23 protein-coding genes, 1 tRNA gene and 1 pseudogene are annotated in these 20,895 nt (G+C 60.1%); 17 read left to right on the top strand and 8 right to left on the bottom strand.

Features of this window, described 5'->3' with window-relative positions:
* Positions 1 to 356 precede the first annotated feature (356 nt).
* A protein-coding gene (locus tag AOA14_RS19455) for an IS5 family transposase (protein ID WP_202988329.1) occupies positions 357 to 1,117 on the bottom strand; the annotation gives its coding sequence in 2 pieces (ribosomal slippage) (positions 357 to 793 and positions 793 to 1,117; 762 coding nt in all).
* Between the two features lie 27 nt (positions 1,118 to 1,144).
* Between AOA14_RS19455 and AOA14_RS19450 the strand changes: the two genes are divergently transcribed.
* The 4 genes and pseudogenes from AOA14_RS19450 (at position 1,145) to AOA14_RS18515 (ending at position 2,998) form a co-directional block, all read left to right on the top strand.
* Positions 1,145 to 1,399: a TrbI/VirB10 family protein gene (locus AOA14_RS19450; RefSeq protein WP_082820000.1), complete on the top strand. Its 255-nt coding sequence runs from the start codon at positions 1,145 to 1,147 to the stop codon at positions 1,397 to 1,399.
* Positions 1,396 to 1,617, top strand: coding sequence for a DUF2274 domain-containing protein (locus AOA14_RS18525; protein ID WP_062902863.1), 222 nt, complete (start codon positions 1,396 to 1,398; stop codon positions 1,615 to 1,617). The genes AOA14_RS19450 and AOA14_RS18525 overlap by 4 nt, the downstream gene beginning before the upstream one ends.
* A 26-nt stretch (positions 1,618 to 1,643) precedes the next feature.
* Positions 1,644 to 1,784: pseudogene (locus AOA14_RS20410) on the top strand (helix-turn-helix domain-containing protein); the annotation flags it as partial.
* A gap of 113 nt (positions 1,785 to 1,897) precedes the next feature.
* Complete coding sequence (locus AOA14_RS18515; protein ID WP_062902861.1) at positions 1,898 to 2,998, top strand: site-specific integrase; 1,101 nt, start codon at positions 1,898 to 1,900, stop codon at positions 2,996 to 2,998.
* A 17-nt stretch (positions 2,999 to 3,015) separates the two neighbouring features.
* Here AOA14_RS18515 and AOA14_RS18510 read toward each other — a convergent pair.
* Positions 3,016 to 3,097: transfer RNA gene (locus tag AOA14_RS18510), tRNA-OTHER, on the bottom strand.
* A gap of 94 nt (positions 3,098 to 3,191) precedes the next feature.
* Between AOA14_RS18510 and AOA14_RS18505 the strand changes: the two genes are divergently transcribed.
* Complete coding sequence (locus AOA14_RS18505) at positions 3,192 to 4,463, top strand: tyrosine-type recombinase/integrase (protein WP_062902860.1); 1,272 nt, start codon at positions 3,192 to 3,194, stop codon at positions 4,461 to 4,463.
* On the opposite strand, the gene AOA14_RS19965 is transcribed toward AOA14_RS18505, so the two are convergent.
* Both AOA14_RS19965 and AOA14_RS18500 read right to left on the bottom strand, forming a co-directional pair.
* Entirely contained in the window at positions 4,451 to 4,606 is a 156-nt protein-coding gene (locus AOA14_RS19965; protein ID WP_167346279.1) for a DUF5818 domain-containing protein, read from the bottom strand. The genes AOA14_RS18505 and AOA14_RS19965 overlap by 13 nt on opposite strands.
* 68 nt (positions 4,607 to 4,674) lie before the next feature.
* Positions 4,675 to 5,244 (bottom strand): lytic transglycosylase domain-containing protein, encoded by a 570-nt coding sequence (locus tag AOA14_RS18500; protein ID WP_234715934.1) that lies wholly within the window; start codon positions 5,242 to 5,244, stop codon positions 4,675 to 4,677.
* A 217-nt stretch (positions 5,245 to 5,461) separates the two neighbouring features.
* Between AOA14_RS18500 and AOA14_RS18495 the strand changes: the two genes are divergently transcribed.
* The 4 genes from AOA14_RS18495 to AOA14_RS18480 all read left to right on the top strand — a co-directional run bounded on the left by AOA14_RS18495 (position 5,462) and on the right by AOA14_RS18480 (position 11,897).
* Entirely contained in the window at positions 5,462 to 6,370 is a 909-nt protein-coding gene (locus AOA14_RS18495) for a DUF7146 domain-containing protein (protein WP_054729029.1), read from the top strand.
* 103 nt (positions 6,371 to 6,473) lie between these two features.
* On the top strand, positions 6,474 to 10,712 hold the full coding sequence (locus AOA14_RS18490) for a strawberry notch family protein (protein ID WP_062902858.1): 4,239 nt from the start codon (positions 6,474 to 6,476) through the stop codon (positions 10,710 to 10,712).
* Between the two features lie 55 nt (positions 10,713 to 10,767).
* Positions 10,768 to 11,181 (top strand): MbcA/ParS/Xre antitoxin family protein, encoded by a 414-nt coding sequence (locus tag AOA14_RS18485; RefSeq protein ID WP_054733577.1) that lies wholly within the window; start codon positions 10,768 to 10,770, stop codon positions 11,179 to 11,181.
* On the top strand, positions 11,178 to 11,897 hold the full coding sequence (locus AOA14_RS18480; RefSeq protein ID WP_054729020.1) for an RES family NAD+ phosphorylase: 720 nt from the start codon (positions 11,178 to 11,180) through the stop codon (positions 11,895 to 11,897). Before AOA14_RS18485 ends, AOA14_RS18480 begins: the two co-directional genes overlap by 4 nt.
* 39 nt (positions 11,898 to 11,936) lie before the next feature.
* Here the strand turns inward: AOA14_RS18480 and AOA14_RS18475 are convergent, their stop codons facing one another.
* The gene (locus tag AOA14_RS18475; protein ID WP_082395703.1) at positions 11,937 to 12,422 is read right to left on the bottom strand and encodes a hypothetical protein; all 486 of its coding nucleotides are present in this window, start codon (positions 12,420 to 12,422) and stop codon (positions 11,937 to 11,939) included.
* 167 nt (positions 12,423 to 12,589) lie between these two features.
* On the opposite strand from AOA14_RS18475, the gene AOA14_RS18470 reads away from it, so the two are divergent.
* The 7 genes from AOA14_RS18470 (at position 12,590) to AOA14_RS18445 (ending at position 19,044) form a co-directional block, all read left to right on the top strand.
* The gene (locus AOA14_RS18470; protein ID WP_062902857.1) at positions 12,590 to 14,578 is read left to right on the top strand and encodes a ParB/RepB/Spo0J family partition protein; all 1,989 of its coding nucleotides are present in this window, start codon (positions 12,590 to 12,592) and stop codon (positions 14,576 to 14,578) included.
* Between the two features lie 155 nt (positions 14,579 to 14,733).
* Positions 14,734 to 15,675, top strand: coding sequence for an ArdC family protein (locus AOA14_RS18465; protein WP_062902856.1), 942 nt, complete (start codon positions 14,734 to 14,736; stop codon positions 15,673 to 15,675).
* A gap of 11 nt (positions 15,676 to 15,686) precedes the next feature.
* Entirely contained in the window at positions 15,687 to 16,109 is a 423-nt protein-coding gene (locus AOA14_RS18460; protein ID WP_062902855.1) for a hypothetical protein, read from the top strand.
* Between the two features lie 300 nt (positions 16,110 to 16,409).
* Positions 16,410 to 17,363 carry a DUF2493 domain-containing protein gene (locus AOA14_RS18455; RefSeq protein WP_062902854.1) on the top strand — a complete coding sequence of 318 codons (954 nt, stop codon included), beginning with the start codon at positions 16,410 to 16,412 and terminating at the stop codon, positions 17,361 to 17,363.
* Positions 17,364 to 17,480: 117 nt separating this feature from the next.
* On the top strand, positions 17,481 to 17,918 hold the full coding sequence (locus tag AOA14_RS18450; RefSeq protein ID WP_062902853.1) for a DUF6878 family protein: 438 nt from the start codon (positions 17,481 to 17,483) through the stop codon (positions 17,916 to 17,918).
* 10 nt (positions 17,919 to 17,928) lie between these two features.
* On the top strand, positions 17,929 to 18,357 hold the full coding sequence (locus tag AOA14_RS20225; RefSeq protein ID WP_082819998.1) for a DUF6915 family protein: 429 nt from the start codon (positions 17,929 to 17,931) through the stop codon (positions 18,355 to 18,357).
* A gap of 297 nt (positions 18,358 to 18,654) precedes the next feature.
* Positions 18,655 to 19,044, top strand: coding sequence for a single-stranded DNA-binding protein (locus AOA14_RS18445; RefSeq protein ID WP_038575578.1), 390 nt, complete (start codon positions 18,655 to 18,657; stop codon positions 19,042 to 19,044).
* 116 nt (positions 19,045 to 19,160) lie between these two features.
* On the opposite strand, the gene AOA14_RS18440 is transcribed toward AOA14_RS18445, so the two are convergent.
* Complete coding sequence (locus tag AOA14_RS18440) at positions 19,161 to 19,445, bottom strand: DUF6437 family protein (protein WP_234715932.1); 285 nt, start codon at positions 19,443 to 19,445, stop codon at positions 19,161 to 19,163.
* Between the two features lie 272 nt (positions 19,446 to 19,717).
* Here AOA14_RS18440 and AOA14_RS18435 point away from each other — a divergent pair, with 272 nt between their 5' ends.
* On the top strand, positions 19,718 to 19,954 hold the full coding sequence (locus AOA14_RS18435) for a hypothetical protein (RefSeq protein ID WP_013832744.1): 237 nt from the start codon (positions 19,718 to 19,720) through the stop codon (positions 19,952 to 19,954).
* A 102-nt stretch (positions 19,955 to 20,056) separates the two neighbouring features.
* Here the strand turns inward: AOA14_RS18435 and AOA14_RS18430 are convergent, their stop codons facing one another.
* Together AOA14_RS18430 and AOA14_RS18425 are read right to left on the bottom strand one after the other, a co-directional pair.
* On the bottom strand, positions 20,057 to 20,251 hold the full coding sequence (locus AOA14_RS18430; protein WP_054729007.1) for a hypothetical protein: 195 nt from the start codon (positions 20,249 to 20,251) through the stop codon (positions 20,057 to 20,059).
* Between the two features lie 366 nt (positions 20,252 to 20,617).
* Complete coding sequence (locus AOA14_RS18425; RefSeq protein ID WP_054588526.1) at positions 20,618 to 20,809, bottom strand: tautomerase family protein; 192 nt, start codon at positions 20,807 to 20,809, stop codon at positions 20,618 to 20,620.
* Positions 20,810 to 20,895: the final 86 nt, after the last annotated feature.

The raw sequence follows: 20,895 nt of genomic DNA, 5'->3' as shown, positions 1-20,895 counted from the left end.
GTTGGCAACGCCTCCATTTTTCTCCTTACCTCAATACGGTCGCTCGCGACGCGTTGCATCGGTGCCGAGGTGTAATTGCGCCGATTGGACGCATAATAGCGACCGTGGGCTTGACGGTGCGCCGTTACTGTCTCCAACTGGGACTGTTCGGCTACGCCCGCGATTAGAAGCACTGAATGTTTCGGCGTGCTGTCGTGCGTGACGCCGGGACGAGCCACAGACCCTCATGTCCGCAATAGTCCATTCCTGTCGCGAAGCCGAGGTCTGCCGAGTATGTCCGCTTTTTGATTCTTCCGCCCGAAAGCTGCCCGACCGCAACCGGCCAGGTCGAGCAAATTAGGGTCAGGACTCATTGATCAGAGCCAGAAGATGATGGTGGCGGCGAGGGCGACGGCAGAGAAGAAGGCCTTCGGGCACCGATCGTAGCGTGTGGCGACGCGCCGCCAGTCTTTGAGGCGACCGAACATGATCTCGATGCGGTTGCGGCGTTTGTAGCGGCGCTTGTCGTATTTGACGGTTTTGTTCCGTATTTTCCGGCCCGGGATGCAGGGGGTGATGCCCTTTTCCTGCAAGGCGTCGCGGAACCAGTCGGCGTCATAGCCCCGGTCGGCGAGCATCCATTGCGCTTTGGGCAAACTGTCGAGCAAAGCGGCCGCGCCCGTGTAATCGCTGACCTGCCCGGCGGTCATGAAGAAGCTGATCGGGCGGCCATTTGCATCGGTTACGGCATGAAGCTTGGTGTTCATACCACCCTTCGTGCGGCCGATCAGGCGTCCCGGACCCCCTTTTTTACCCCAAGGCTGGACGCCGTGCGGTGAGCCTTGAGATAGGTCGCGTCGATCATGATCGTCTTGCGCTCGGGAGCCTGAGGTGTCGCCAGGCCTTCCATCATGCGGACAAAGATGCCCTTGTCGCTCCACCGCTTCCAGCGATTGTAGAGCGTCTTTGCCGGGCCATACTCTCTCGGCGCATCCCGCCACCTCAGCCCATTGCGGTTGACGAAGATGATGCCGCTCAAAACCCGCCGGTCATCAACCCGCTTGCGGCCGTGGCTCTTCGGAAAATAGGGCTGAAGCCGAGCCATCTGCTCGTCCGTCAGCCAATACAAATCACTCATCCTTCAGGCTCCTCAACGCGAGCCTGAATCACAGCCGTCACATCAAATCAATGGGTCCTGACCCTAGGCGTCGGGACCGAGCTCGCTGCAGGTGGCGAAAATGATCTTGTCCGCGCGCTGCGATCTGGTCTGCAGGACAGCACGAACGAGGCCGGGCGGCGCGTGGTCGAGCGCGAACTTTCGGTGCCGCCGACGCTTACCATTCGGCCCGGCTTCGCCTTTCGCGTCATTGTCATCCGCGACCTGATCCTTGAGGAGCCGGGGCGGGGAGAGGCGTTATGACGAAGCTTCGCCTCGGTCCGATCGCCGAAGAGAAGCCGGTCAAACTGACGCTCGAGCTTCCGGGCGCGCTGATGCGCGACCTTCAGGATTATAGCCGGGTCCACGCGAAGTTGACTGGTCTGGAATCTGCTCTGCCCCCGGAGCGTCTCATTCCACCCATGATCGAGCGGTTCATCGCGAGTGATCGCGAGTTCGGCAAGCAACGTAGGAAAGGCTGACAGTGCGGGCCGCCGCCAATATCGAGATGCCGGGACCTGGTTCACACGCACTCGAAGATGCGTGCCCCCCGCAGCGTGTGCTCGACGTCGACGAGGCGGCGGCGCTGCTCGATGTTCATCCCAATACCATTCGGACGTACGCGAAGGCCGGGCTGATCCCCGCAGCGAAGATTGGTCGGTTCTGGAGGTTTCTCGAAAGCGATCTTGTCGCGTGGATTCGTGAGCACTATCCTGTGCGCGCACGAATGCAGCCAGGTGCCTCAACCAAGGAGGTAAGCCTATGGCACTCTGGAAACGTGCAGAAACCTACTATGTCGACATCACAAGCCCGGACGGAAGCCGAATTAAACATACTACTGGCACAGCCGACCGGGAAAAAGCGAAGGAATACCACGACAAGCTGAAGGCTCAGCTGTGGGACTTGGCGAGACTGAAGCAGAAGCCGAAGCGTTCATGGGACGAAGCGGCGCTGCGCTGGCTCAAGGAGAAGGCGCACAAGAAGTCCTACCGGGACGATGTGCAGCGGATCCGTTGGTTCACTGGTCATTTGCGGGGCAAGACCCTCGACCAGATCGACCGGAGCCTCGTCGATGGCCTGGTGACGCGCCATATCCACGGCACGGATCGCACGAAGGATCTCTATGTGGCGCTCATCCGCGCCATCTTTCGAAGGGCGATGCGCGAATGGGAATGGATCGACGCCGTGCCGGCGTTCAAGACCTACAGCGTCGGCGGAAAGGTCCGCGTTCGCTGGATCACCGAAGAGCAGGCCGAAACCCTGCTCAAGGAGTTGCCGGCCCATCAGCGTGAAGTGGTCGTGTTTGCGCTCGCGACTGGCCTGCGCCAGGGCAATGTGCTCGATCTGACATGGGACCGGGTCAATCTCGCCCGGCGCATCGCGACGATCGAGCATGGCGATACGAAGAACGGGGAGGCTCTGGGCGTCCCGCTCAACGATCTCGCGGCAGCCGTCCTCATGCGGCAGCAGGGCAAGCACGAAAGCCATGTGTTCACCTTCCGGGGCAATCCGCTCCGTTCGGCGAACACACGGGCGTGGCGCAAAGCGCTCCGGCGGGCCGAGATCACCAACTTTCGTTGGCACGATCTGCGGCATACCTGGGCGAGCTGGCTCCGGCAGAATGACGTGCCCACCTGGGTGCTTCAGGAGCTGGGCGGATGGAAATCGGAATCGATGGTGCGCCGTTATGCGCATCTCTCGGTGAAGCATCTCCAGCCGTACGCCGACCAGCTGACTTTCGGGTCCCAAACCGGCCTGGCCGGAGAGGCGCAGAAGACTGCGGAAGTCCATGTCCCAAAATCACCCCCAGGCATGGCACGAGCCGGCCTGCGATTGGTGGCCCGGGACGGGGTAACCGTTTGATTTGTAAGGGAAAGAAATGGTGGACGCACTAGGGCTCGAACCTAGGACCCGCTGATTAAGAGCTGAAATCAGAGGGTCCTTACGCTTCCGCATGCGTCCAAAAACGGCGGAAATCTGCGATTCATAGTCCGCATTGTTCTTGAAATGTTCACCAGTATCCACTACAAAAAGCTACCTAAGGTAGCAGGATCATATGGCGAACAAGGTTGGTTTGACAGATGCTCGGATCGCAGGATTGAAAGCGCCTGCAAGCGGGCAGATTGAGGTCGCGGATGGCATCGTGACCGGTCTGCGGCTCCGAATGGGAGCGAGCGGCACCAAGACTTATATCTTGCGTAAGCGCGTCCAAGGTAAATGGTTGAACGTGACTATCGGGCGGCATGGCCCGAATTTCACTCTTGCACACGCCCGTCGGAAGGCGCGGGACCTACTCGTCGATGTTGAGCAAGGCAAAAGCATCGCCAGAAAGCCGGGAGCTAAGAGGAAGGGATCGAAGGGTGTCGGCACCGTCGCTGAACTATACGAGACATACCTGGCTCAACAGATCGTCGGCAAAAAGCGGAGCGCGAATGAGTTCGACCGGGTTTTCCGCAAGTACATTGAACCTGAGCTAGGCGACCGCCTCGCCGATTCGATCACCCGAAGCGACGTCAGCCGCTTCGTAGAGAAGATCGCATTTGAGCGGGGCAAGGAAACCCTGACGATGGCTCGCATCGTTTATCGGCACCTTTCGACGTTCTACTCATGGGCGCTCACCAGACTTGAACATTTGCCAGCCAATCCGTGCCGGGACGCCTGGCGCCCAAAAAGGAGCGAGCCTCGCGACCGGGTGCTCAGCGATCGAGAGGTCGCTGCACTGTGGCAAGCCGCCGTCGAGGATGGCTATCCGTTTGGTCATCTTGTGCAGATGTTGATTCTCACGGCCCAGCGCCGGGGAGAGGTGCTCGACGCCACTTGCGACGAATTCGACTTCAAGGGGAAAGTCTGGACTGTACCAGGAGATAGAGCGAAAAACGGCAAGGCAAATGTGGTGCCTTTATCCGCACAGGCTCTCGAGGTCGTCACCGACATCTTCACGGCCGCCGGGATCGCGCCTGAAGATGCTCACAAGCAATCCCAAATTCTATTGGCATCCAAGGTCACCAGCACAAACAGTGTCAGTGGGCTGTCAAAGGCCTGGAAGCGGATAAGGGCAAGCGTGGACGAGAAACTCGGCTATGAAGCCGCTCATTTTACCATGCATGACATTCGCCGGACGGTGGCGACCGGACTGCAAAGGATTGGAATACCGCTGGTCGTTTCAGAAGCCGTTCTCAATCATCAGTCCGGCTCGGCAATGGCTGGCGTCGCCGGGGTCTATCATCGGCATCAGTACACGAATGAAAAACGCGAAGCTCTCGCACTGTGGGGTAGGGAGGTTCTACTGCTCGTCGCGAAATATCCTCCCCAGAATCAAGAAAGATGACTGCCCGCGCCAATCCAGTCGGCGCGTAGGCGATCCATGCCTGCAACGACGCCTTCGACAATCACGTTCGAACCGATGAGATCGTCGGTAACTTCCTCGCTTTCGACGATCCAAACCTCGTCCGATTTCGTGGTCAGGATCATTCCGCGTCGTCCGCGGCTCAGCATTCCCGACACGCGTATTCGACCGGAACTCACAAACCACCCCCTGCTCAAAATTGCCAATGACGCAGCACGTCGCGCACATAGGCCGGTGTCTCGCCATTACGTGGGATACCGCCGGCCCGCTCGACGGCGCCAGGGCCCGCATTGTAGGCAGCGAGGGCGAGATGAACTACCCCGAATTTGTCGAGCATCTGGCGTAGATATCTGGCCGCACCCAAGATGTTCGCCTTGGGATCGAAGCGATTTGAAACGCCAAGGTCCCGCGCTGTCCCTGGCATCAATTGTCCCAAACCTGCGGCGCCTGCCTTGCTGATGGCCATGGGATTATATCGTGATTCCGTCCATACAAGAGCGTCGAGAAGGCCACTTGGTAGCGAGTATTGAGCCTCAGCAGCGTAAACATGAGGAAGGTAGCTTGCCCGACGGAAGCCGGATGGCGCGCTGCCTTGGGGCTTTGGATATCGATAGGGCAAATAGGTTCGACCCGCATCGGTCGCCGGCGGCTCGGACGAGCCCGCTGGAGGCATTCTCCAAATGCCGTGTTCGACGAGAAGGAAGCCATCGGTTCCTTCTGCAACGCGGAAGCCATCGGTCGTCAACTCCGAGGCAACGGTCATCTGAGTGGGCTCAAGTTCCTGCGCGTGAGCGGGGAGGACGGACCCAAATCCTGTCGTTGCCGCTGCAACTACTGCCCATTTCAGTCTCATTCCCGAATCCTTTGGTGGTCGAATCGGGAAAGAACATATATAGAACATGCGATGTAGGAAAATGAAACGTCAGCGACGCAGAGCGGAGGCTGCGCGGGTGGAGGCACGTTACAATGGAGATGCCCCCATGCACCAACACCGATCATCCCAATTCCAAGGTCTGCAACTGGAAACCCGCGCGCGCAAGATAGTCGAGCAGCTGGGCGGTGCCTGGTCGCGTTCGCGCGGAATGTGCTGCTGCCCGGCCCACGACGACCGCACTCCTTCGCTAAGCATCACGCTCGGAAAGCGCGCAATTCTTGTTCATTGCTTTGCCGGCTGCACGAACGAGGCGGTGATAGAAGCCATGGCCGGGCTCGGAATACGAATTGCGGATCTGTTCGACGGCACGAGTGGTCCGATCGTGGCCGAACCGCGCGAGGAAGTCGCCAATCGCAATGCGCTGAGGCTCTGGCGTGAGGCGTCGACCATCGCTGGCAGCCCCGCCGAAAAGTACCTCGTGTCCAGAGGCATCACGATTGCTTCGCCGGAGCTGCGTTTCCACCCGCGTATGCCTCTGGGGCCAAAGGGTGCTGTCCGGTTTCTTCCCGCGATGGTCGCGGCCGTGCGCAATGATGCCGGAATTCTCGCGCTGCATCGCTCCTTCCTCGACCTCGACAAAACTAGTTTGGCTTCTTTCGATCAGCCCAGGCGTGCGTTAGGCAGCCCCGGTTCTGGGGCGGTGCGTTTCGCGCACCCGGATGAGGGACGCCTTGGCCTCGCAGAAGGAAACGAAACGGCCCTCTCAGCGATGCAAATGTTCAAGGTTCCCTGCTGGGCGACGCTAGGAAACGAACGCTTCGGCTTGGCCACAATCCCGGAATCGGTGCACCAGCTATATCTCTTTGTCGACAATGATGCGGGCGGGCGCCTTGCTGAAGAGCGTGCGCGAGAGGCCTACGCTTGCGAAGGGCGGCTGATTGTCACCAGGCGTCCGGAGCTAACCGGCGACGACTGGAATGATGTGCTCATGCGCTCAGTCCGAGCTGCGGTCTGAATGTCGGTTAGAGGAAAGCGGGCTTGGGGCCTTGTGAGGCCCCCGGGCGGATCCATCCGAACGGACACCCGGACAAACCCAGGGCCTCTTCAGGAGGTCTCTCATGTCACACGCAAATACCGCTTTCGCATTCTCCGATCCCGCCGAGCCGCAAGTGCTGGCTGCGGCGAGGGCGCTGGCCGCGCGGCTCGCTGCAGATCAAGCAATTTCACGGGTCACTGTGAATGCAATGATGGCCGATCACTTCGGCGGTAGCGACGCCGAAGGACGCTGGTCCGTACGCGATGCCCATGCCGCACTTGAATTGGCGCAGGTGCTGTTCCTGGCGCAGGCAACTGAATTCTCACCTGCAATGTCATCCAGCTTTGCCGATGAGGCTTTCACGCGCCTTGAAGGTCTGGTCCCGACCCAGTCCAACCGGAGCGACGAGCAGATCGAGTGGCAACAATTCGCGACGCCGCCCCGTCTGGCCTGGATGGCTGCAAAGGCATGCGCGATTTCTGCCGCTGAACTGGTTCTCGAACCGTCGGCCGGGACCGGGATGCTGGGCGTATGGGCAGCAAAGGCAGCTGCGCGTCTCGCTCTCAACGAGATATCGCCGCTGCGCCGCGAATGCTTGGGCACTGTGTTTCCGGAGGCGACAGTCACGGGATTTGACGGGGAACTGATCGACGAACTTCTCACGCCCGACGTGGGTCCGAGCGTGGTGCTGATGAACCCGCCCTATTCACACGGTATCGAGAGGGGCCACGATAGCCGCACTGGCGACCGGCACTTACGTTCTGCCTGGAAGCGCCTTATGCCCGGTGGCCGCCTGGTCGCTGTGATGCCCGAATGGTTCGAGCTTCCGAAGTTCCTCGCCGGGATCGCTGGTCCCCTCTCGTTGCGCCTCAACGCGACGATTGAGCGCGGTTTCATCAAGCAGGGCACCTCAATCTCAACCCGGCTCGTGGTTCTCGACAAAGCTGAGGATGGTACCAGCCCGATCATCGCCCAGCCGGCAAACTTTGCCGAGCTTCATCTGCTGATCGATATGCTCCCTGACCGGGTAAGCCTGCCCGCGGGACCCAGCATCGGCATCAAGCCAGCATTGCCGCTTCGACTGGTGGCGAACAGGGCGAAACCAGTTCCACTTAAGGTCCATCCAACCGCTGCGGTGCCGTCGATCCTGCCGCTTGATTTTACTCCGCTCGAAGCACCTGCGCCGATCGAAAGCCAGGTTGGGCATTATTTGCCCTACCGGCCGAGCCGGATCTCAATTGCGGATGCGGTCTCCCACCCGACCCCGCTGGTCGAATCTGTCGCGATGGGTTCGATAACCGCACCCGTGCCTGAAGTGGTGCCTCAGCTTCCTTCGAGTATCATTGCTGGAGGCGTCCTATCCGCTGCGCAGGCCGAGACCCTGATCTATGCCGCAAGCGCGCATGCCCGCGATCTGCCGGGCCGGTTCGAGCCCGACGACATGGGCTGCGCTTTGAAGGCGAGCGCTGAGGGGCACGCCTACCGCATGGGCTACTTTCTTGGTGACGGAACTGGCGCAGGTAAAGGCAGACAAGTCGCATCTGTCATCCTCGACCGGTGGGTGAGGAATGAACGGCGCCACATCTGGATTTCCAAGAACGAAGCTCTGCTCGAAGATGCCCGCCGCGACTGGAGCGCGCTCGGCGGCCTTCCCATCGATGTCCAGCCCCTTGGCCAATGGAAGCTCGGTGTCCCGATCGGGATGCGCGAGGGCATACTCTTCGTGACTTATCCGACACTGCGTTCGGGTCGAAGCGACGCGACCCGGCTCGATCAGATTCTCGAATGGGCAGGGGAGGACTTCGACGGGCTCATCGTCTTCGACGAAGCCCATGCGATGGCCAACGCCGCAGGCGGGGAGGGCTCACGTGGTAAGGTCAAGGGATCGGAGCAGGGCATTGCCGGTGTTCGCATCCAGAATCTGCTGCCGCGCGCCCGCGTGCTCTACGCTTCGGCGACCGGGGCATCCGACGTCAATAATCTCGCCTATGCCACCCGTCTTGGCCTCTGGGGTCCCGAGACGGCTTTTGCCAATCGCGAAGCCTTCGTCGCAGATATCCGCGATGGCGGTATCGCTGCAATGGAACTGGTTGCGCGCGATCTGAAGTCACTGGGGCTGTACGCGGCGAGGGCACTTTCATTCGCCGGAGTTGAGTACGAGATTCTCGAGCATTGCCTGACCCCCGACCAGGTAGCGGTTTATGACGCCTATGCAGACGCCTGGGCAATCATTCATGCCAACCTGCGCGAAGCTCTCGAGGCAACGCGGATCGTCGACACTGACAGTGGCGAGACACTCAATTCAGGTGCCAAATCGGCTGCGCTTTCGGTGTTTGAAGGCACCAAGCAGCGCTTCTTCGCGCAGCTCCTTCTATCCATGAAACTGCCGAGCCTGCTGCCTGCGATTGATACGGCACTTGCCGACGGCAACGCTGTTGTAGTGCAACTTGTCTCGACCGCCGAAGCCATGCTCAACCGCCGCCTCGCTGATCTCTCCGATGCGGAACGTGAAGCACTCGAAATCGATCTCTCCCCTCGCGAATACGTGGTCGATTACCTCACCAAAAGCTTCCCGGTTCGGTTGATGGCGGTGTTCACGGACGAGAATGGCAATGCCCGGTCCGAACCGATGAGTGATGAGAATGGTGCTCCTGTTCTCTGTCGTTCGGCGCTTGCCGCGCGCGACCGCATGATCGAGCAGCTCTGTGCCTTGCCGCCGATCGCGACGGCGCTCGATGCGATCATCGAACGGTTCGGTGTCGATCAGGTCGCCGAAGTCACCGGCCGTACCCGCCGCCTGATCGTCGGGCGCGATGGACGCCAGGTGCTCCAGTCGCGCTCTCCGCGCGCCAATGTGGCCGAAACGCGAGATTTTATGGACGGGACAAAGCGGATTCTGGTTTTCTCCGATGCCGGTGGCACCGGCCGCAGTTATCATGCCGACCTTGCGGCAAAGAACCAGATGCGCCGGGTCCACTTCCTGCTTGAGCCGGGCTGGCGGGCCGATGCCGCAATTCAGGGCCTTGGCCGTACCAACCGCACCAATCAGGCGTCGGCTCCGCTGTTCCGCCCGGTGACCACCGACGTGCGTGGCGAACGTCGGTTTATATCGACCATTGCACGTCGGCTCGACAGTCTCGGGGCACTGACCCGAGGGCAGCGCCAGACAGGTGGGCAGAACCTCTTCGATCCTGCCGACAATCTCGAGAGCACCTACGCCAAGGAGGCGCTCCATCGCTGGTTCGGCCTGTTGTTCGCAGGCAAGCTGGAAGCCGTTACGCTTTCTCGGTTTGAGGAATTGAGCGGGCTCAGGGTCGAAGGGCCCGACGGCGGGATGGTCGATGACCTGCCAACAATCCAGCGCTGGCTCAATCGCATCCTCGCATTGCCGATTGCTCTGCAAAACGGCGTATTTGACGAGTTTCTCGGCCTCGTCGAAGCGCGGATCGATGCAGCACGCCAGGCCGGCACGCTCGACATTGGGGTCGAGACCATTCCGGTGGAGCATTACGAGGTGCTGACCGACACGCTACTGCGCACCGATGCGCTGTCGGGCGCGACTACGCATCTCCTGGAACTCGAGATCGCCCGCGCGCTCAAGCCTTTGCGTCTCGAACGCCTCGAGGATCTCTACGGCTTTTCACGTGCGCGTCAGCAGCTTCTCCGTAATACGCGCTCAGGCCGGATCGGGCTGCTTGTCCCAGCGCGCAGCCTGCTCACAGACGAAGGTATACGGGTGGCCCGTTTCGAACTTGTCCGCCCCTTGAAGCACGGACACATCACTGCCGATCAACTCGAAGAGAGCAATTGGGAACCGGTGGACCCAACCGAATTTCAGCGCCTGTGGCAGGCGGAGGTCGATGACGCCGCATCAAATCACAAGCGCGAGCGACTGCATCTTGCAACCGGCCTGCTGCTTCCGGTGTGGGACAAACTACCTTCCGACTATGTTCGGGTCAGCCGGATCTCGGCGCGAGACGGACGCTCGCTGTTAGGTCGGGAGGTTCCGCTTCATTGCGTGCCCGAACTGTGCCAGGCGCTTGGGCTCGAAGACGAACATTCCTTTTCGGCAGAGCAGACCGTCGATGCGGTGCTCGGGACAGGGCGACCGATGCAAATCAAAAGCCGCGAAGCGCTTACGCTCAAGCGCAGCCTCGTGAATGGCGCGCAGCGGCTCGAACTGGCTGGTTGGTCGGCGTCGCGCCTCGATTGGTACAAGGCACATGGGTGCTTCACCGAGATCATACGCTATCAGACGCGGCTTTTCGTCCCGACGACGAACGCAGTGGCGGTCTTGGCGCGGCTTGCAGGCCAAATTTGATGCATCTTGCCAAATGGCATTCAAAGTGGTATATGCTGCCATATGGAGAATAGTCATGCTGGCTCTGCAACCAATTGATACCGTCCCCCACGCCTTCCGGCCCGATCCTGTAACCCAAGAGGAAGCAGCGGCGATGTTCCGCGCCGTGCTGAACCTGTTTGGGAAATGGGAACTAACCGACGAACAAGCCGCGACTTTGCTCGACATGCCGGTTCGCTCCTATCGGCGGTGGAAGGCTGAGGGTGCAGGCCGTGTCTCGCGCGATGGCGCGGCGCGGCTCTCCAACCTGATGGGTATCCACAAGGCGCTGAGGATCATCTTTTCAGAAGCCCAGCGTGGCTACGCCTGGATTAAGGCAGGTAACGCCGCCTTTGCCGGAGCGAGTGCGCTCGATGTCATGCTTGGCGGCGAACTGACCGATATCATGCGGGTGCGTCGCTATCTTGATGCCGAACGTGGTGCCTGGTGATTGATCCCAAGGCGATTCCGGTTGCCCAGGTCGAGTGGGAAGACGCTGTACGGATTATCCGCAGTGCCTTTCCACCGATCGACCTGTTCGAAGACATCGCAGACCCTGCAGATTGGCCGCTGCTGATCTCCGCCGAGCAAAAAACAAATCCCCGCATTATGGCGACGATCGGCAATCTCGATCTGGTACCTGCTGACCGCCGGGTAGGGGGCAACGGCGCATCCTATCTGATGGCCCCGTTCACGCATGTCAGCACTGACCGACCAAGTCGATTCACCGATGGGACCTACGGCGTCTTATACGCGGGGGATGCATTTGAAACTGCGCTGTTCGAGACAATCCATCATCATGTCCGCTTCATGGCTCGCACTTCCGAAGCGCCAGGTTGGACCTCGCAGTTCCGTGAGATCATCCTTTCGGTAAGCGCCAATCTTCACGATCTCAGGAGCCTTGCCGCAGGCGATCCCGCACTTGATCCCGACAACTATGCTGCATCGCAAGCCCTCGCTGTTGAGCTTAAAGGGGGCGGGGCCGAAGGTCTTGTCTATCCGAGCATCCGGCATCCGGGTGGTGAATGTGTCGGCTTGTTCTACCCGGACTGTGCATCCGACCCCACTCAGGGACGTCACCTCGACTACCACTGGGACGGAATGGGTGTCGATCTGGTTCGAGATGCGGGTACAGGGGCAGTGTTTCGGGTGGTCGGTTCTGCTTGAGCGAAAGATCTACGGCGCGCAGGCCAAAAGGCAATCCAGCTATGAAACGATATCCGCCCAACTCAATTTCAACGTAGTGCCCTTCACCTTGGGCAGGGCTTTGCGGTCGAGCAGCTTGCCCTGCACCTCAAAGTCAGAATCAATCTTCACGATCAGGACCTTGCTAAAGTTGCGCCTGAGATTGAGCGTAATTGTGTCGTTGCTCTTGAAAGGCGTAATCGTCTTCACTTCAACGAAGTGATTGCCAATTTTGCCATCTGATCCTTGTGCGTAATTCCGGTGCAGTTTGAGCCCGTGAGTGATTGCCCCATAGAGTTCGCCGAGATCGCCATACACCTGAAGGTGGCTACCCGTGAGCTCGTAATAGTTCTGCGCAACAGCGAGCAAGTCTTGAAAGATCGGAACCAGATCGACGTCGAGGTTCGGAAACCGGGCTTCGAACTCCAAACGCGCCAGATGTGTGTTGATCTCAGTCCAGGTAATCCATTCACCATCATCGTAAATGGCGTTGTCTTCGTTCCACATGTCTGTTGGGCCGTGCATCATACTGGTGTGACATGCCATCTTACCAGTAAATGACTGGTTTCCTTATCAACGACTGCGCCCATAGAAGAGGAAAGGAAGCTTGCTTCTGACTGAGCCGAAGGAGCGTCGATGGTCGATGCTTGAGCTCGCAATCAGGAGTAAGTCCCATGATCAAGACGATCCCGCTGACCAAGTTGGTCCAGTCCCCTCGCAATGTACGCCGTCACGGCGACCCAGTCGCAGATTCCGAACTGAAAGCGAGCATTGCAGCCCATGGGTTGTTGCAGAACCTCATTGTTCGGCCTGCGGCTCGTGGCAAATTCGAGGTCGAAGCCGGAGAGCGCCGCCGGTGCGCCTTGCTGGCGCTTGCCGAGGAGAAAGTCCTGCCGAAGGGCTACGAGGTCATCTGCCTCGTGCTTGAGGACGATGCGGAAATCGCAGTCGAAACGAGCCTGGCCGAAAACTTCCATCGCCTCGCGATGAACCCAGCCGATGAAGCGCAGGCTTTCGCTGCCCTTATTGATGCTGGTGCCTCGACGGAAGATGTCGCGCGCCGCTTCGGGCTGACGGTCCGCTTCGTCGAAGGCCGTCTGCGTCTCGCGATTCTCGCGCCTGTCGTCTTCGATGCTCTGGCATCCGGTGAAATCACTCTCGATCTCGCCAAAGCTTTCGGCGCGACCTCCGATCAAGAAATTCAGGCTCGCGTCTATGAGCAAGCGTCTTCGGGCTATTATGCGCCCAGCGTCGACAGTATCCGACGCATGGTGCTCTCCGGCACGGTTCGCGGCAGCGATGCTCGGGCCCGTCTTGTCGGTCGCGAAGCCTATATCGCTGCAGGTGGCCGGATCGAACGCGAACTCTTCGACGACGATGACAGCGAGTCCTGGGTCGATGTCGCGCTTCTCGAAACGCTCGCCGTGCAAGAGATGGAGAAGCGCGCCAAGGCGCTCGCAGCAGAGCAGGGTCTTGCCTGGGTCAAGCCGACGCTTGACGCCTATGCCAGTCACGATCTCGTCGAAGGCCTCATTCGACTTCCAGCCGAGCCGGCTCCGTTGACTGACGCCGAACTGGCCCGCCTTGATGAGCTCGATGCCTCGTACGACGAGCATGCTGCCATTCTTGAAGACGAAGACAGCGCCGAAGAAGCAATTGCTGCGGCCGAGGCGACGATCGAAGCGATCGAGCGCGAATGCCAGGACATTCGGGCAAAGCCCCCGGAGCTGGCACCCGAACTGAAGGCCGATGCCGGAATGATCCTCGTTCTCTCGCGCGACGGCACACCGGTTCTCCAGCCGGTGTTCTATGGCGAGCGCGACATCGAAGTCGTTGGTGACGAAGATGTCGTCGAAGTCGTTGCGAGTGTCGGCAGTGATGGCAAACGCCGTGCAGCGCTTTCCAAGCGCCTGGTCGACGAACTTGCGATGCAACGTCGTGACGTGCTCGCGCTCCACGTAGCCTCGGATCCCGGCCTTTCGCTTGACATCATGGTCTTCACCCTCGCGGATGCCGACACCCACGACTGGCGGTCGCGCGCGGCCACGACCCTGCGTGGCGGCGTCCCTGCGGGTCCGATTGTCGGGTTCGAAGCGAAGGATGCGCCGGCAAGCGCATCCCTTGCGGACCTGCGCTCTGGTCTCGATGAGAGCTGGCGATCTGGCGAGGACGCTTCGTCGCGCTTCAAGATGTTTCGGGCACTCGCTGATGAAAGCCGCGCAGCATGGCTCGGCTTCGTCGTCGCTCGCACGCTCGAGGCGAGCCTCAACATGGCAGGCGAACGTCAGATCACGTTCCAGGATCATCTGGGCAGCACGATCGGCATCGACATGGCGCAATGGTGGCGTCCGACCGCGGCAAACTACTTCGACCGCGTCTCGAAGCAGGTCATCCTTGATGCGCTCACCGATGTTGGCGGTTTGGAACTGTCCTCACGCTTTGCATCGGTGAAAAAGGGCGATCTTGCGATGAGCGCCGAGCGCGTCTTCGCGGGGACCTACATCACCGAGGTCGAAGTTCGGGAAAGGGCGCTCGCCTGGGTGCCCGAAGTCATGCGCTTTGCCGATCAGCCGGAAATTCCTGCCGATAACGAAGCGCAAAGCCCCGACGCGGATTTCGTCGCCAACGACGACAATCAGCCCCCGAGCGAGCTGGCCGCCTGACCTCCTCCTGACAGGAACGGCTGCTCGCCACCGTGAAGCGGTCCTCCGGCACATGCCGGGGGGCCGCTTCCTTCATGGAAAGAGAGCGGAGGGGGCTCCGGGATCTCCGGCACTGACCGACGGAACTGTCGTCAGGCCATTTCAGGAGATCCAACATGGCCTATCGCAAGGGACAAAGCGGCGGAGTGTCGCCTGCTACCCGTATCACCCAAGAAATCATCGCCCGCCTCGAGTCCGGCACGAAGCCGTGGATCAAGCCGTGGCGCGGTGTGCCGGTCGCGCGCCCATTGCGGGCGTGCGGCGTCCCTTATCGCGGCATGAATGTATTCTGGCTCTGGATGGTTGCCGACATGTGCGGTTACGCCTCGCCGTTCTGGATGACCTACAATCAGGCCAAAGAACTGGGCGCGCAGGTGCGCAAAGGTGAAAAATCCACCATCGCCATCTTCTACAAGAGCTACACCAAGGAAGTCGAAGCCCCCGACACCGGCGAAAAAACCGACGAAAGTCGTCGTGTGCTGAAGGCCTATCCGGTTTTCAATGCTGATCAGGTCGAAGGTCTGCCCGAGCGTTTCCATCCCGCCGCGACGCTTGAGGTGGTGGAGCCCGAGGGCCGTCAGGCTGAACTCGACTCATTCTTTGCCCGTATTCCGGCCGTACTGCGGCATCAGGGCGACGAAGCCTATTATGAGTCAGTGGCTGACCGGGTGACAATGCCGCCTGCGCATCTCTTCTCGGGCTTCGACCACTATTACGCGACGCTCGCGCACGAGCTGTCGCATTGGACCGGCCATGCCAGTCGCCTCGACCGCAATCTCAAGAATCGATTTGGTTCTGCAGCTTACGCTGCCGAGGAACTCATTGCCGAACTTTCGAGCGCTATGCTTGGCGCTGAACTCGGTCTGCCAGTCACCCACCTCGATAGCCATGCGAGCTATATCGAGCACTGGCTCAAGCTCCTGAAGCAGGATGACCGTGCCATTCTCACCGCTGCCGCGAAGGCTGAGGAAGCATCAAGGCTTTTGCTCAGACTCGGAGGACGGATCTCTGCCGATGATACCGACGAAGCGTCTGCCGACGCTGCGTTGGCCGCCTGAAGGAGGGTGTCATGGGCCGATCGGTCAGTTACCCCAGCGGGGCCATTGTCGCCTTCACCGTGCTCGAAGTTGAAGACGACGACGACTGGGACTTCGAATATGAGTGGCTCCGCGAAGATCTGCGCGAGCGCGCAGGGCAGGTATTCCCTTCCCTGATCGCCCACGACGGTTGGCGGGGCCGCGAAGACCGCATCCTCATGCGCAATGCCTATGCAGATTTCGGCGTGTCGGTTTACGCCGGCCTGGTTGCGGTGTGGATTGTCGAGCGTGACGATGGCGCCTATTGGGATGCCGATTGGCGCACGGCCAGATCGCCCAGAGCACAGCGCTGGCTGTCCCAGATCGCCTCGCGCTTTGAAGCGTTGTTCGGCGACTTCGTCTGCCTCGGTCACATGTCGAACGGTGAGGGCGTCTACGCAAAACGGGTGGCCTGAATGCGCCAGTCACTTTGATCGTGGCGAGGTGCCTGTCCTCCCTGACGAAACTTGCTTTTGCACTCATGGCCTGAAGCCATGCGAGAAAGGCCCTGGGCCAGCCGCCAGTCTGCCGCAACCCGGCTTGCGCAGGCCCGAGTTGGCCCGGCCCTGTGGGCCGTTGGCCTGCCCGCGCCAGCCTGCCCAAGCGGGTTTCCCCTGTCGGGTGCGGAGACTGCCTCAAGCTGGCCCTGACGGGCTCTCGCTGGCGCAGCCATGAGCGGGTGCGTCAGCCTCACGCCAGTCAGGAGGACAATACCCATGCACTCATCATTTTCTGACCAACTTGCCGGCCTCGATCTTTCCGGTTTTTCGATTGGTCCTGCCCCTGTTTTCACCAATGACTTTCCGGTCCACGAGGCGGTCGTCCAGACTCTCGAAGCGGTCTGGTCCGATCTCTTTGCAATGGTCACGGGGACTGCGCTGGAGGCCGATGCCGAGGACCTCGGCTGGGCGTTCGTCAACATGTTTCACCGTTCCGCGACCCGCAAATCGACCGCAGTCGACCGCGCAACCGACGAAGTCCGAGCGCTCCTCGCTACTGCCGATGGATCCGAAATTCACACCCATGAACTCGAGACCCAGGTTGAGCGGGCACAGTGTGCCGAAGGGGCCATGATCGCTCTCGAAGAGATGCGTGAAGTGGCCGCTGCCCTCTATCTCAACGAATTCGGCTCCTCGTGGAAGCCCGTGTCGAGTTCGCGCTTCAATCACAGCGCCATGCTAACTTCCGCGCTTGTCGAGGGCCGCGAGTTCGTCCGAGCCCGGTCCGAAGCCAAGCGCCGCGCCGCCATGCCAGAAGGTACGCCGGTGATCTTTGCCGGTGGCCGCACACGCCATCCAAACGAGCAGGATGCGCTCACTTTCGCCAACAACGTCTGGGCTACTCTGGACAAGGTTCACGACCGGGTCCCTGACATGGTTCTTGTCCACGGCGGTGATACCAAGGGCGTTGACCGTCTGGCATCTTCATGGGCGGAACGACGCAACATCCCGCAAATCAGCTTCTCCCTTGACATGCGCCTGGGGGCACGCGCAGGCTTCAAGCGCAACGAGCGCATGCTCTCGCTTGACCCTCGTTATGTCGTCGCCTTTCCCGGAAACGGGGTCCTGGAGCGCCTCGTCATCGAAGCCAAATCCCGTCGGATTACCGTCGTTGATCGCCGCGGTCCGCTTGGAACTTTTCCCAAGCGCGCGGCTCAGGATGCCGACTGATGCGTCCGGCATCGCGCCAGCGCCATCGGCGCTGGCGCAGGCCGTCAGAGGAAAGAGATCGCCTGCTATCGTGGGCAAGACGATCGGTCCTTGCCCCCACATTGCAGGAGAAATCTGATGACTGATTTTCAGGCGATCATGGCGGATTTTGCTGTCCGCCAGGCCGAGCGCGCGGCGCAGGCACAAAGTGAAATCCAACGGCTCAAGGCAGCTATCATTGCCCCGCTGCGCAATGCCGAAATTGCCCGCGTAGAAATCCGTTTCGATGGGTGCGGCGACAGCGGTGCGGTCGAAGAATGCGTCTTCTCTGACGCCGACGGGGCGAGTGTTCCGTGTCCCGAAGTGACGATCGACTGTGCTGGAGAAGGCGGCGACCAGAGCCTCAATTCCGCCCTCGAGCAACTGACTTACCTTGCTCTCGAACGCCATCATCCCGGATGGGAAATCAATGATGGTGCTTGCGGCGAACTGGTCATCGACGTGGCTACGCCGAGTTTCGTTCTGGACTGCCAGCTGCGTTACACGGCGGCCGACGACCATTCGACTGATCTCTAGGAGAAGTGCGATGGCTCATTGCTATTATCACGCCCTATCGTCGGTTCGGAAATGGGGAGGGGTGGTGGACGATTACCTCCCGCTCCACCAATGGTTTGACCAGTCAAAGGCGATCTTTGCTGATCCGCGGCACCGGGCCCTTCGGCACCATGCCGAAGGCATCTTCATGCTCGAAACCCTGTTCGGGCCTACTATCGTCAACGCCGATAGCCGTGTTGTGCCCGTTCGCCTTGTAGGCGAACAGCACGTCCGCGAGGACTTGGGTACGATTCCTTCCTTTGCGGATTGGGGGCGCCTAATCACGCCCCAAGACTGGATGTTGCGGGGTCATCGTCTGGAAGAGCCTATGCCGCTTGGCACTGTGGAGACTGCTGCTGGCGGTGCGTTTTCAGGGGGTCTTTCGTCCGCTTCGGGAGGAGCGTCCGTAGTCGAGATATGATGTCGCCTTCGAGGCAGGCGAGGTCAGGGGTACGTGGCATCCCGATAATACGAAAAGTCATGGCTTGGCCTGTGCAAGGCACTCGGGACCAACCCGGCCTGTAAGCAAACCTTTCCTGAAGCATCCCCGTCGAGACGCGCAACCCCGATCTGGTCCGGCCGAGTTGCCGGGCTGCGCCCGGCTGCCCGCACCACCCGAACCAGATCGAGGTTTCCCTTCGGTGCGCTTCGCCGTGGCCGCTTCCTAGTCGGGTTTGCAGCCGGGATGGACCCGGAATGCTCGATCAGGAGAAAGACCATGACCAATCTCGTAATCCTCGTTGGCCGCATCGCCCGCGATCCCGAAACCCGTACGACCCAAGGCGGCACCAACATCACCTCGATCTCGGTCGTCACCGACCGTCCCGCCCGCAAGGACGGCAAGACCTACAAGGACGAAAACGGCTACACCGCCAAGGACAGCGAATTCCACCGCGTGACCTGCTTCAACGGGCTCGGCCAGAACGTCGCCAAGTACTGCACCAAGGGCCAGCTCGTGACGGTCGAGGGGCGCATCCACTATACGCAGTGGGAAGACCAGGACGGCACCAAGCGCTACGGCTGCGAGATCATCGCCGACAAGGTGGACTTCCTCACCAAAGGCCGGGCGTCGAACAATGAGGGTGCGCCCGACATCGACGAGGACTGAGTTCCTCCCGCATATGACAAGGCTCCGATGGTTCGCGCCATCGGGGCCTTTTTTTGTGCTCGCTGCTTGGACGGCGGGGCGGGGCATCGAGCCCGCACCCCGCCGCGGTTGAAGTGTCAGGCGGGGGAGAGCCGCTTGAGGGCATCGTCGATCCCGATGGTGAGCGATTCGCGGATGAGCTGCTTCAGTTGCGCCGGTTCGATCGTCTCGGCTCCGCATTCGAGAAGAACCTTGCCCAGTTCGGCGGCCGCTTCATCACGGAGCCTGGCCTCCTGTGCATCGAGTTCTTCGCGCTGCTCGCGCAGTTTTTTGAGCGCATTACGCGCGCTCGGTTTGGACCTGGCCATCAGATTGTCCTTTCGCTGGCCGTTGGTCCCCTCCACGCGCGACAGTGCCAGCATGGGGCCATGTAGGAAAACGGTTTTTGCCGCGATGCCAGTGCTTTTCACGCTGACGTTGGAGAGGTCTCTCTCGCAGAAAGTCCAAGTGTGATGCGGGCTTTGGGGCCGCGTCAAGGACGACGGGGCCCCACCATTTTTACCGGGCAAGCCCGGCAAAAATCGTTTCCCCCATCGCCGCTTCGCGGCCGCGCTATGCGCGGTCCCTGACCCGACCCGTCACCCACATCCTCGCAGCTCCTGATGCGACGCATCGAACATCAGGAGGAAAGATCATGTACGCTTCACTGAATATCGCGCAGGGTTCATTCCAGGCAGATCAGGCAGCCTTCGTTGCCGCACTCGACAAGGCTCATGCCCGGTCCCTTCACAGCTACTTTACCCAATATGTCCTGACCGATGGTGAGGCAGGTTACATCGCGGTCGATGAGGGCGATTACGGCGCACTGCCCAAGGCCATGCTGGACCGGGTCATCGACACAGTGCCTGGAAAGCTGAGCGATGAATTCTGAGGCTACACACAAGGAGGAAGTCCGTCAGGACTTCCTCCTTTCTTTTTGCTCGGGTCCCGTATTGTCGCTCCCGTAGGCATCGCGCGAGCATTCCCTGCAGCATCAGTCCTCGGCGTTAGACGCATCGAATTCCTCCAGCCGATCGGGCATGTCGAGTACCTTCATGGCCGCTGCTGAAATAGCCTCTGCCTTCGTCGGAAAGGCTTCCGCTGAACTGATCGACACGCCGCTCGAATAGGTCACGGTTGCCTGGAAACCATTGCCTTTGGGTGTCGCGCTCAGTGTTACGTCCGCCATAGCCATGCTCCCGGTGGGATGCCCGCGACACCATTCTTCCTGCCGGCGGACTCGATCGATCTTTAACACGATCGGCAATCGAGCGGCATCGTCTTCGTCCCTTGGTCTTGGGAATTCAAAACCGTCGATCCCGTGCAGGTCATGACACTGGAACCTACCCTCTAAGCTGGGGACGGAAGAGCACACCGAACGCAGTAGCTGCTGCTGGTGAAGCTGAGTTAGATTAGCGAGTAACGGCCGATTTTGGCGAGTGGCAGTTTCTTGCTGCCTAATCTCAGCGCGACCTTGCCATGGCTCTGTCAATCGGAGACGAGCTGTAGCAAGTCTGACAGCACCCAATTGGGTCCAATTTTCAATCAGGTACAGTTAGTCTGACAGCTCCGCAACGAGTTTTCCGGCGAACCCCCAATCTTCAAATTCAACTTCTTGAATCACGACATGGACGTGCTCGGGCCTCTTACCGAGGTGCTCCACCATTAAATCTGTGACACCTTTTACGATCTCTCGCTTGGCTTCCTTGGTAGCGCCCTTGGTAAACTGGACATTGATATAAGGCATCGCGGCAAATCCTGTTCAAAAATATGATGTGAAATCATGGGCTTCTGTCCGAATGCCGATGAATCATCAATGTCGCCGTGACCGGC

Origin of the sequence: Sphingopyxis terrae subsp. terrae NBRC 15098, from assembly GCF_001610975.1 — a bacterium.
Lineage (GTDB): Bacteria > Pseudomonadota > Alphaproteobacteria > Sphingomonadales > Sphingomonadaceae > Sphingopyxis > Sphingopyxis terrae_A.
The sequence above is the reverse complement of the archived record's forward strand: the minus strand, read 5'-3'. Positions and strand labels throughout refer to the sequence as shown.